This is a genomic window from Vibrio sp. ZF 223 (genome assembly GCF_003050585.1).
Lineage (GTDB): Bacteria > Pseudomonadota > Gammaproteobacteria > Enterobacterales > Vibrionaceae > Vibrio > Vibrio crassostreae.
This window is the reverse complement of record NZ_PIGB01000010.1, coordinates 129531-142089: the sequence shown is the minus strand read 5'-3', so window position 1 is coordinate 142089 and position 12559 is coordinate 129531. Positions and strand designations below refer to the sequence as shown.

General features: G+C 40.6%; 6 protein-coding genes and 1 pseudogene. 3 read left to right on the top strand and 4 right to left on the bottom strand.

Going from position 1 to position 12559, the window contains the following annotated elements:
• Positions 1–12: 12 nt before the first annotated feature.
• Entirely contained in the window at positions 13–1890 is a 1878-nt protein-coding gene (locus CWO13_RS18195) for an alkyl sulfatase dimerization domain-containing protein (protein ID WP_102432447.1), read from the bottom strand.
• A 141-nt stretch (positions 1891–2031) separates the two neighbouring features.
• On the opposite strand from CWO13_RS18195, the gene CWO13_RS18190 reads away from it, so the two are divergent.
• Positions 2032–2931 (top strand): LysR family transcriptional regulator, encoded by a 900-nt coding sequence (locus CWO13_RS18190; protein WP_108083335.1) that lies wholly within the window; start codon positions 2032–2034, stop codon positions 2929–2931.
• Positions 2932–3252: 321 nt separating this feature from the next.
• Here CWO13_RS18190 and CWO13_RS23730 read toward each other — a convergent pair whose 3' ends face one another.
• A complete protein-coding gene (locus CWO13_RS23730; protein ID WP_258186395.1) occupies positions 3253–4797 on the bottom strand; it encodes a ParB-like protein in 1545 nt (514 codons plus the stop codon).
• Between the two features lie 102 nt (positions 4798–4899).
• Positions 4900–5181, bottom strand: a pseudogene (locus tag CWO13_RS18180) (alpha/beta fold hydrolase); the annotation flags it as partial.
• 414 nt (positions 5182–5595) lie between these two features.
• Here CWO13_RS18180 and CWO13_RS18175 point away from each other — a divergent pair.
• Both CWO13_RS18175 and CWO13_RS18170 read left to right on the top strand, forming a co-directional pair.
• Entirely contained in the window at positions 5596–7266 is a 1671-nt protein-coding gene (locus CWO13_RS18175) for a P-loop ATPase, Sll1717 family (protein WP_108083334.1), read from the top strand.
• A gap of 419 nt (positions 7267–7685) precedes the next feature.
• Positions 7686–9824: a glycoside hydrolase family 3 N-terminal domain-containing protein gene (locus CWO13_RS18170; protein WP_258186394.1), complete on the top strand. Its 2139-nt coding sequence runs from the start codon at positions 7686–7688 to the stop codon at positions 9822–9824.
• Between the two features lie 337 nt (positions 9825–10161).
• Here CWO13_RS18170 and pheT read toward each other — a convergent pair whose 3' ends face one another.
• Positions 10162–12549: a phenylalanine--tRNA ligase subunit beta gene (gene pheT, locus CWO13_RS18165; protein ID WP_108083332.1), complete on the bottom strand. Its 2388-nt coding sequence runs from the start codon at positions 12547–12549 to the stop codon at positions 10162–10164.
• Positions 12550–12559 lie beyond the last annotated feature (10 nt).

Genomic DNA, 12559 nt, shown 5'->3' with positions numbered 1-12559 from the left:
CGCTAGCGAGAGTTAGCGTACAATTAGCGGAATTTCAGCACCTGTCTTAGGTTGCTCGAAATACCCTAAAAATTGCTGGAAAGAGACCATATCACCTTTTACAAACGTAAATTCACCGTCTTGAATACCTTCCGCTAGTGCGGTTTGACCTTGACCTAAGATACGGTTAAGTAATGCACGAGTCAGTACAATCTGAGTACTTGCATCTTCAAGTGCAACCGTGCGTAGCTCTGCAATCCCGTTACGAACTTTATAAGTAAATGCTTCGCCAGTATCGCTAAAGGTTACACTCACAGTATCAGTCACATCTGCTATTTCAGCACCTTTCATACGAACGGTCATCATGTCCAGAATCATCTCAGTTGGTAGATTCTGAAGGACGTCGGGAGAGGTATAATTAAGGCTACTGTTGTAGTCTAGATCACCGCGGAGTTCACCCGCCGCAGTCATCGCCCAGTTACGCCAGTTAACATTGACCTGCTCATAACCCCATAATGTATAGGCTTTCGCTTTTAGGTTACGGGCCTCCATATCGTCATTATTAATACGAATTGGGTAAGTTAGTATTTCAGCAGCGTAAGTGAAGTCGCCTTTTTTGATGTACTCTTTTGCTGAATTTATAACAGCATCACGTCCACCCATTAACTTTACATACTCTTCTGCACGGTCATTGTGAGCCATAGGAGCAAGCTGCCAAGGGTCTGCTTGGTAGAAACCAATGTAGTTACTGTATTGTTGTTGTACTGCATGAGCAACGGTACCGTAGCGTTGGTGGAGCCAAGGGTGGTTATGAAGGTTTTCTGGAAGCTTAACATTCTCAATCATTTCAAATGGTGTCATACCATGATTAATGTAGCGAACAGATTGGTCATGGACGAACTGCAGTGCATCACGGTAGGAGGTCAAAACATCCATGACTTCCCAGTTCCCTTCAACAGGACGACCGTGTGCCAGCACCATGATTTCAACATCATGGAAGGTGTGACGCATATAGTCGATACCTTTAAACCATACTTCGGCATCACGGGCTTTTGTACCACGAATCGAGTGTAAGTTAGGGAAGTTTTCACCCTGTAGAACCTCTGCTGCATGTAAGATTTTTTGCTTTGGTAGCCACATTACAATTTCGTCATTCGTTTCTGACGGAACGTAGTGAAGCTCAAAGTCTAAACCGCCATTGCTCACTTTTAATACATCATCAAATTCTTGAGTTGGCAGAATAAAACCAACCTCTCCAAGTTGTACTTGAGGACCAAGTGCATCGTTAACAGAACCATGAACGCCCGCATCACGGCCAGCGTAAATTGCAGCAGTATAGGTTGTTCGATGTCCTAGAATAGCGCCTACGTTTGACGCCCAGTTAGCAACGGCACTTGTTAATGTTGTATGTGCATAAATCTCAACTTTACCAGCGTCAACGTCTTCTGCATCTACCCAACCTTTTACGCCACCAAGGTGATCAAAGTGGTTGTGTGAATAGACGATACCAGTAACAGGAAGATCAATCCCTGTTATTTCTCGAAAGACTTTTTCAGTCGCAATGCCGTGCTCAGTAGACTCGCCTGGGTCCATAACAACCAGACCCGTTTCACCAACAAAGACAACGGGAGAGGTTAAGCCATATCCATATATTTTGTATACATTGTCATCCACCTTAAGAACAGCCTGAGCTTGTGCCTTACCTAGATCTTGTAAAAGGGGATGAATACGATCATCGCCATAGCCTTCACCTCCAGCGTATGACAAGTTCTCACCAGAAATATGTACAGGTGAGACACGCTCACCTGCGCCATAAGAGAATCCGTGTTCAGCCACTTCAAGCGTTTTCGCTGACACACCAAAGGCCAATGCACTGATGGTAATAGCAAGGGTCGAGAATTTAATGCTCATCTTTTATTCCTATCGAGGGTTTTGATAAACGCAGTGTACAGATTAGGTAACAAACGATACCATTGGTTAAAATGCAAATATGGATTAAGCCATGATTAATCCATTAACATATTGGTAACCTTGTGTGATTGTGGTGTGCTTATGAATTTGTTTGAAGACATTGATTTAAATCTGCTAAAAACGTTTAACGCAGTAATGAGAGTGCAAAGCATTACTAATGCGAGCCAGTTACTAGGTTGCTCTCCTGCCGCAGTGAGTTTATCGATTGGACGTTTGAAAAAGAAACTGGGACATGAGCTGTTTCTAAGAGAGGGTAATAGTATCCGTCCCACCCAGTTTGCGAACTCGCTGCATCAGAATTTAAATAATTCGCTCTCTGCCATTGAGAACACCTTAAATGCGGTAGCGGAGTTTTCTCCTACGACAGATAGCTACCGATTTAACATTACTTCCCCTGAGCAATTAAATTCGTTGTTTTTGGAAGTGTTGCCTTATTCAAGTAATCCTAATATTCAATTTGCGTTGCGAGAATACAGTTCAAGTGAAGAAGAGGCTCTAGAAGGCATTCGGATGAGGAACGTTGATGTAGTGATTGATAACAGTTTATTCGATTCTAAGATGTTGGATGCAGAACAAATTTTTGAAGAGCCAATCGTGCTCGTATGTCGAGCAGATCACCCTGAAATACAACAAGTGATTAATTTAGAACAATATGAAGCTTTGCCACAGGTCGCGTTAAGTAAACGAAGAAGGAATCAGCACCCTCTGAGCGCTTATGTATCGACACTGACTATTAATCGAAACATTGTTTACGAAACAGACTCTTTTTTTGGCAGCTTAGTACTATGTGCAACAACGGACTATTTTGCTCATGTACCTCTTAGTATTGCAAAGCGGTTTCAAAAAACACTCTTGCTTCAAATCATGACGCCACCAATAGCTATGTCTAATCTGAAATATTACATGATGTGGCATAAAGCAAACACACATAGTAGTGCCCACCAATGGTTACGGGAACGAATTAAATTGGCAGTTCGATAACAGAAAAAATAACAAATGGGTACGTAATACAAAGTAGTCTAATAAAACGTTTAGGACAGATTTGTAACGCTTGCCATGCCTAATTAACGGTTTATAGTGTCTGTAGTGATTAAAACTAGATAGTGGCTTGTAGGTGTTTTGAATACTTTCCCTTATCAGTAATTATCCGAGATCTCGTAATCACCACGGATTCGTATCAAACATTTGCCCAAAAGCTTCATAGACCCAGTATATGTCGCTACATTTCCACAGCGCCAAAGAAAAAGCCCTCATTGCAACGCAACGAGGGCTTAAATCAAATTCCAATAATCAAACCGCAGTTTAATTCACAGCGTAGTGTTTTCTTGCTGCCTCAAGGATCTTGTTGGCTTCCACATCATCGCCCCAGCCTTGCAGTTCCATGCCACCGTCTGGGCCTTTGTAGTTTTCAAACCAAAGGCCAACGATGTCTTGAACTCCTGGGTAGGTATTGTTTAGCTCGTTTAGAGAAGAAACATCTTTAAATGGTGAATCGTTAGTGAGAACGGCCACGAGTTTGTCGTCTTGCTCGCCATCATCTAGCATTTTCATCACACCGATCAGACGTACTGGAACAACTTCACCACGTGGTACAGACTGACCAAGAACAATCACATCTAATGGGTCGCCATCACCACCAAACTCTTTTGGTAGTGCAGTACGCGGGATAGAGCCGTAGTTACCTGGGTAACCAAGGTAGTTAACCACGCGTGGAGCGCCTTTTTTGTGTTCCCAGATAACTTGCTTGTCATTGTCTTTGCTTAGTTCCCACTTAGCGGAAGTACCTGTTGGGATCTCTACAATTGCATTGACGATGCCATCAGCAGAAGCCGCTGGGTAATCATTAAAGCTTGAGTTTGCTTCAAGGGTAAATGAGTCTAATTGTTTTAGTGCAGGCGCTGACGCCGCTGCTAAGTCATAGCTTAAACCGTTGGCAGTCGATGTAGTTTTGTAACGCAGCATGTAGTCAACCTTACCACGCTCTTTGAACAGTTTATCGAATCCTTTTTGGTTGTATGCACTAAACTGCCCCATCTGTTTAACCGAAAGATGTGAGCCACCAACGTTGCTCGTCTCCATAGATAGGATATGGTTGCTGACCGCATTGACTGCCTTTGCGTAACCTTCGGTAGAATTCAGATCAAAGTCTGCTGCATCAATCGCTTTACGTACTTCTTTAGACCAGTAAAACTCTAAGAACGGGACTGGCTGACTTGGCTTGTTCCAGCCCACACCACGAGAAAAGTACATCAGTGAGCGGTATTGATCGTTAGCGAAGTTGGTTAGCCCAAGAGAGGTTGGAAGTTGTTGATAGCTAATCGCTTCACCGTTGTTATCAAACAGCCATGTATTGCCGTCTTTTGCCATTTGGTTCCAGAACGCGTCCATGTTTTTGAGGTTGCGGTAATCTTTATCAACCACCACATTCACATTGAACGATGCACCACCTTGCGGCATGCTGTAGAACACATTGAACGTATGGTGACCGTCTGTCAGGTAGTATTCACCGTTCGGTGCGATAACCACAGTCTTCATGTCTTTTTTACGTGCACCTGTTTCCATTTCACAGGTGAAAGTCGAAGGAATATTCGGGTGTGCTTGGTCTTTGATGCTCACTACGCCTTTTTGACCGTTGGCTTCACAGATTTCATCAAACATCTTTTCTTGGTCAAATTGGTAACGACCCAGCTTGTACATAATTTGATCATAACCCACAGATGGTTGAGTTGGTTTTAACTCATGGAGACCAAGATTAATAACATCGCCTTCAGAGACATTACTTGCGTGAGTTGGTAAAGCGAAGATAGCCAGAGCGCCAATCGTGGCAAAAATCCCAATTTTTTTCATAAGTCCTTCTATATACGGAATAAAAATTCATACGCTAAATTAATATGCTACCGTGACATTAATATTTCACTTTAATAAAGAAGATGTTGCACTCGTTCTGTGGCGGTTGAACGATGAGTTGCCGTGGCCTGCTAAGTCCATAGTGATCACTTGATACTGCTTTGAAAACTCACTCACTTGGTTTTGCCAAAGCCTGCTGTCTAGGCTCCAACCATGAATGAAGATCAGCGCCGTATCCTCACTACCACTCTTGCCATACGAAATTTGTTCACCATCGTGGGATATCGCGATACCGTACTTAATCGTTGAATCATGAGCTATGGCATTAAAGCTACCAAGTGCCATGAATACCAAGAATGTGATGTTTAGAATTAAACGTTTCACAGTGTCTCTCTACTTACTTTGGAGGGAACACAAAAAGCGAACCCCTCAATCAATATAGGCACTATAAAGTGTGAAGTTGTAGACAGGTCAAGTAGACCTATAGCAATAACTAAGTTGGGTGAAGAAAACGTCTTTGGTCAACAGTTAATTCGTTGTCCCAAACCATATCACGACTAGTTTAATACTCGATTCAGTTACAACAAAAGGGAACATATAGTAAACCTTAGAAATATTAACTTTATCGTCAGTGGCGGACGCATATTAAAGTGCCATGCTCGACAATTATGAGAAGCAAAGATCAAATAATTTCAGTTGTCTGTCTCATTACCTAACCTAGCAGTTTGACCCTACTAATTTAAGGGAATAGTGTAATCATAAAAGATACAACGACAACATAAGGTTAAGGAATAACACTTGGCAAATCCAATAATCATTAAAAACAACTTAAAAGTTGGTGACCTTGATGCTGAAACTGATACCAGTCTACTAGAAACGTGTTTTATAGATAAAGGCTATATAAGTCAGTTAATGGACGTGAGAGACCCGTTATCTATAGTATTAGGACGAACTGGCGCAGGTAAAAGCGCTCTGATTTATAAAATATCTCAGTTGGCCGAAAAATCAAAGCAAATAGATCCCAATGATATATCAGTTAGATTTTTAGAGCATTCAGATATAATCCAATTCCTCGATACTTTAGACGTTAACCTAGATCTTTTCTACCGCCTATTATGGCGGCATATCCTTATAGTTGAATTATTGAAGCTTCGATACAATATAAAAAATGAAAATGATAACCGCAATTTCTTTGACAGCATTAGCGATTACTTCCGTAGAGACACGGTTAAGAAAAAAGCTATTGAATACTTCAGAGAATGGGGTGACAAGTTTTGGTTAGACACTGACGAACATTTGAAAGTAATCACTCAGAAGCTAGAAAATGATACTAAAGCCAATTTAGGTGCAAAGTACAAAAGCATCTCTTTTAGTGTTAGTGGGGCTGAAAAACTCTCCGACGAACAAAAGACAGAGATAAAACAAAGAGCAAGTCAAGTAGTAAGCAGTCTTCAAATAAAAAAGTTAAATGAGATGTTAGACCTGATCGCTGAACACTCATTCAATGACTCTCAACAAAAGTTTTACCTCGTGATTGACCAACTTGATGAAAGTTGGGCCAATACGCTTACAAGGTGTAAATTCATTAGAGCTCTAATAGAAGAAATAAAGATTTTTAGGAAAATTGAAAACATTAAAATCATTGCTGCAATGCGTAAGGATTTATTAGATTTGGTATTTGATAAAACACGTGGAGCCGGTTTCCAAGAAGAAAAGTATGAATCGTATATATTGCCAATACAGTGGACACGAGATGAATTAACTGAGTTGGTAGAAAGACGCGTCAAAGAAGTTTTTAAGCGCCAGTACACTAATGAAGAAGTTGCATTCAAAGACATATTCCCATCTGCTACAAAGGGAGGAGGTCAATTAGCGATTGACTTTATTATGGAACGCACACTTTTTCGTCCGAGAGATGCTCTTCAATTTATAAATGAGTGCTTTAAAGTTTCATATGGAAGAGAACGAATTTCTTGGCGATCAATTTATGCAGCCGAAGCTCAGTACTCAGAAAAACGATTAAAGTCACTCAAAGAAGAATGGGGCGAAGTCTACCCTTCATTTGACGAAACGATTGAGATCGTAAGAGGATTGCAAACGTCTTTTAAACGGTCCGACCTTTCTGATGCACGACTAGAACATATAATTACGGATCTTTATGACCAACAAACGGATGACCCTTGCGTACTTGCAGCCAAAGAGTACTTTGATAACACGGGAGATATTAAGCAAACAGAGATTTTAAACAAAATTCTAATTTGTCTTTATCGGGTTGGCGCTATTGGAATAAAAATCAGTGCATTAAGCACATTTATGTGGTCTTTCTTTGACCAAAGTACCGTAAGTCGAGGGGAAGTTAGACGAGCCTCTCAAATCAAAGTACACAAAATGCTATATCGCTCATTAGATATCGAAGTAACAGGTTCCGAAAGATTTGAATCGATAGAGTCCGAAGAAGAATATCATTAATGTAACATTTGCCACGAGCTATAGTTGATGTCATGTTTTAATTACTAACGCTTGTGGCTGAATAGCACATATTTATAAAGAATAACCAGAAACACTGAGCATAAGTACAATCCAACACCTAGAAAAACCTTGAGTTTGATTTATCAATAGACCATAAATTTACAATTAAAAGCAACAATTTCCACATTATATTTATCCTAACTATTACAACCGAACAAACTCTGCCTAACAAAGTTATTAATTGAGTAAATTATCATTTATTAGTTATTCATATAGGTTTTTAAATTCATATGATAAGATACTATCTGTCTATATTAATAATAAATTAAGAAAAAACGCGGATGCATCGATTCCTTTTATTCCTCAGTTTCCTACTGTTACCAACAATCCCACAAGCCATCGCAACTCCTAAAGAGTCTTTGACACCACTAGCTGATGCCTACATTGACCAACATGGAATAAAAAACTCAGTTGCTCAACTTTTAGTGACAGGAATCATTGCAGATTACAATAACTTTAGAACTAACAGAAAAACTCAAGAGCTGCTCAACTTAAACGTTGGCGGTATTATGCTCAATGCATACAATCTACCAGCGAAAAGCCTATCTGAAACTGATAGCAGAGATAAAGCCCTCCAGATTATTAGAGACTTTACGGAGTCAGTTAGAGGAATGCACCGTGACGGAAACAATTTGTTGTTTGCTGCAGATTTTGAAAGCTATAGATTTTCATCCATAAGATTTCCTTTAGTTCCCCCACCTAGTGCAATGACAATTACAGCAAACAATTCGACTAAAGTTGCTTATGACGTTGGAAATGATGTTGGAAAACAACTAAAGAGTGTGGGAGTTAACATGCTCCTCGGCCCTGTCTTTGATAAAGATGTCAATACTCAAGGTGTGAGAAACACAACCTTGAGAAATAGAAGCTTTGGTGGCTCTGAAAAAATAATTTCTATCATAGCTTCTGAATTTATCCGAGGAGCTAAAAACCATAATATAGCTGTTATAGCAAAACACTTCCCAGGATATAGGTTTGCTCAAAGTAATCCACACTATACAAATGAAGTCGGAATAAATGCGACTAGTGAAACAATCATCAGCAACTTACTACCTTTTAAAAACACTATAAATATAATTTCAGGAGTAATGACTTCACACCTATATTTAAATAAATCATATAGACCTCTAACCGTAAGCAAAAAAAGCTTACAGACTCTAATTGACAACGAATCACTTAGCCTAATTAGAAATAGAGTCATCATGACCGATGACATATCAAACATGCGCTCTATTAACGACTATAAAAACAAGTCAAAGTTAAACAACGCAAAGCTAGTAATTAGCGCTTTTGAAGCAGGCCATGACATCATCCTAATCAGTCACCTCGAACATCATAGTAACAATAATTTCACAGTGGATGATGTAAAAGAGTCGATCGATGAACTGGCAAATTATAGTAAAAGTGACCAAGGGTTAAAGAGAATTAAGTCTTCTCTAGAAAAAGTATTATCTATGAAAGAATCAGTATCTAAGCCTATAAAAGCTAATGTTACTGGAAAAGATATAGACGATATTAATAATAGGTTTATGGCAGTTTTAGAAGCTGGCACATTAAAGCTAAGCTCTTCCAATGAAACAAATAATTATAATTTTATAGATGATGTTGAGTCATCAAACAAGATATTTATAGTTGGGGAAGAAAAATACTTTCCGGAAATGAAAAATATAATTAGTGAAGATGGACTAATTGAATACAAAACTTTATCTTCATTTAAATCAAAACATTCCAAATCAAAAAGTCAAATATCAAAAATAGGTATGGATATATCCGAATTAGTTAAGGATGGTAACTATCTTGTTTTTCTTGTATCAAACTTAGATTCATTTAATATTTTAGACTCATTACGATTTAATAACATTGATTCCAATCGAGTACTAATTTCCGTACACGGAACAACGATGCCAATCAAAACTGAAACCTTACTACACTTTCAAGTTATCAGTAACTTTGACGATGCACCACACTCCACACGACCACTAGCTCTTATCTTAAAAGGGATCATTGAACCAAGAAAACTTCATAACTCACCAATTGAGATAGGTTCAGGAGCTATATTTAAGCTTGATGACAGAAAAAAAATAGCATCAAATATAGATGATGGTAAGTTAGCAAAAGAATTATCTGAAAAAAATTTGGCTACTCAAAAAAACAACATATTAGTATATGTCTTTATAATTCTATCTTTGATTTTTGTAACATTTATATCTCTTAGTATATTTTCTTGTCATGCAAAAAGCCATGAGGAAACAATTAGCAGGAAAGCTTTTTGGAAGGAAGCAATCGTTAGTAAAAATTACTATAAGCGAAAAGGCTTAGTAGCTCTATTAATAATATGCTCTTTTTCATTACCGATTTTAGCCGCCAGCCCAGGGGATTTTAGCGAATTTGTAACATCATCAGATTATCAAGTACAAACAACTATGGTAAAAAAGCTATTTGATTTTCTGGTATGGCTAGACAAGCAACTTGTTAACCTTATGTCATTCCTCCCTTAAACCTCAAGTGCAGGTAATATTATTTCAAATAATTACTTAAACCAAGGACCTAGCAATTTTTATGTCTTTGATTTTCTGTCCGTCAGGTGCGATTAGCGGTAAGGTACTGTGGTAAATTTTTCATGAACTTAAATGTGAGTCAATCCAAACCCATATAAGTCTTTATGATTAATTTAATATGACAAGTAGTAGAGTCCCAGTCCTTTACTCAAATAAGATGAAGTTGAAAATTAAACCCTAGCAGCCTTTCACTAAAATTGCTTACTATTTATTTTCTATCAAAACAAAAAAGGCCTCGCAATGCGAGGCCTTTTGTTTTTCTATCTATCAGAAGAGATTAGTCGCGAAGTGCTGCGCCGAATTTCTCTGAGATTGAAGCCACGATAGCATCTACTGAACCAGCAATGTCTGCATCTTCTAGTGTGCGCTCTACAGACTGTAGAGTCAGTGCGATAGCTAGGCTCTTCTTGCCTTCTTCTACGCCCTTACCTACGTAAACGTCGAACAGTTTAGCGCCTGTTAGGAATTCGCCACCAGCAGCGATACACGCTTCTACGATGTCGCCAGAAGCAACTGCTTCGTCAACAACTACTGCGATATCACGACGGTTTGCAGGGAACTTAGATACGGCTACTGCTTCTGGAAGCACGCGAGTGTTGATAGCTGCCCATTCGATTTCGAATACGATAGTACGGCCGTTAAGACCAAACTTACGCTCTAGTTCTGGGTGAACAGTACCAATGATACCCACTTCTTTGCCGTCTACTACGATAGCCGCAGTTTGACCTGGGTGAAGTGCTGGGTGCTTAGCTGCTTTGAAGCTGTATGCGATTTCGTTTGCTGAAAGCTCAAGAACGGCTTCTAGGTCACCTTTAAGATCGAAGAAATCTACAGTGTTAGTTGCAATGTCCCAGTGCTCTTCGCCACGAGTACCAGAGATAACGCCCGCAAGCATCATTTCTTGGCGCATGCCGTTTTCAGCCGTTGCTTCAGGGATGAAACGTAGGCCTGATTCGAATAGACGAACGCGAGACTGTTGACGCTTCTGGTTGTGAACAACTGTGTTTAGTAGACCTTGGATTAGGCCAAGACGCATTGCTGACATGTCCGCAGAGATTGGGAATGGCAGGATTAGCGGCTCAACACCAGGTACAACAAGTTTTTGCTGTTCTGGTTCTACGAAGCTGTATGTGATTGCTTCGTGGTAGCCACGGTCTACAAGAAGGTCACGAACGCGTTTAAGCGGTTGGTTAGCTTCTTTGTGGTCATTCATTTTAAGTGCCGCTTTAGGCGCTTGGTTTGGAATGTTATCGTAACCGTAGATACGACCTACTTCTTCAATTAGGTCTTGCTCGATTGCTATATCAAAACGCCAAGATGGAGACGTTGCCGTCCAACCTGCGTCTGTCGTTTCGACGTTACAACCTAGGCGAGTAAGAATTTCCACTACGTCTGTAGATGGGATTTCGTGACCTAGTAGGCTGTCTAGCTTAGCGCGACGTAGAGCAACTACGTTTGCTTTAGGAAGATCAGCTTCAGATTCGCTGCCGTTTACTGGCGCAACTTCACCACCACAGATTTCAACTAGAAGCTGTGTTGCGCGCTCCATTGCTGCTGCTTGTAGTGTTGAATCAACACCACGTTCGAAACGTAGAGAAGAATCTGTGTGGAGGCCGTAAGCACGTGCGCGACCACGGATGTGATCCGGTGCGAAGAATGCCGCTTCAAGAAGAACGTCTGTCGTTTCAGTCGTAACACCTGAATCTTGACCACCAAAGATACCCGCGATTGCTAGTGCTTTGTTTTGGTCTGCGATAACAAGTGTGTTGCTGTTTAGTTCAGCTTCGTTGCCATCTAGAAGTGTTAGCTTTTCGCCCTGCTCTGCTAGACGAACCACGATACCGCCTTCGATCTTAGCTAGATCAAATGCGTGCATTGGTTGGCCTTGCTCTAGCATCACGTAGTTTGTGATGTCTACAACTGGGTCGATTGAACGGATACCACAACGACGCAGTTTTTCTTGCATCCAGATTGGAGATTCCGCTTTCACGTTTACGTTCTTAACCACACGGCCAAGGTAACGTGGACAAGCATCAGTTGCTTTGATTTCAACAGATACTGTGTCTTCAATGCTTGTTGCAACAGCGTCAACTGTTGGCTCAGTAACGTCTGCGCGGTTTAGTACGCCAACTTCACGAGCAAGGCCACGGATGCTGAAGCAGTCTGCGCGGTTTGCTGTTAGGTCTACGTCGATAGTTACGTCGTTAAGCTCAAGAAGCTCACGGACGTCCATACCTAGCGTTGTGCCTTCAGGCAGCTCAAGGATGCCGTCAGACTCTACGTCGATACCTAGCTCAGAGAAAGAACAAAGCATGCCGTGCGATGGAACGCCACGTAGTTTTGCTTTCTTGATTTTGAAGTCACCAGGAAGTACTGCACCAACTGTTGCTACTGCTACAGTTAGGCCAAGACGACAGTTAGATGCACCACAAACGATATCTAGCAGCTCTTCTTCGCCGATATCAATTTTAGTTACTTGTAGTTTGTCTGCGTCTGGGTGCTGACCGCACTCAACCACTTTACCTACTTTAACGCCGGTGAAAACACCCGCAACAGGCTCTACATCGTCAACTTCCAAACCAGCCATAGTGATTTGGTGAGCTAGCTCTTCGCTGTTAATTGCAGGTTTAACCCACTCGCGTAGCCAAGATTCACTGAATTTCATAGTTTTGACT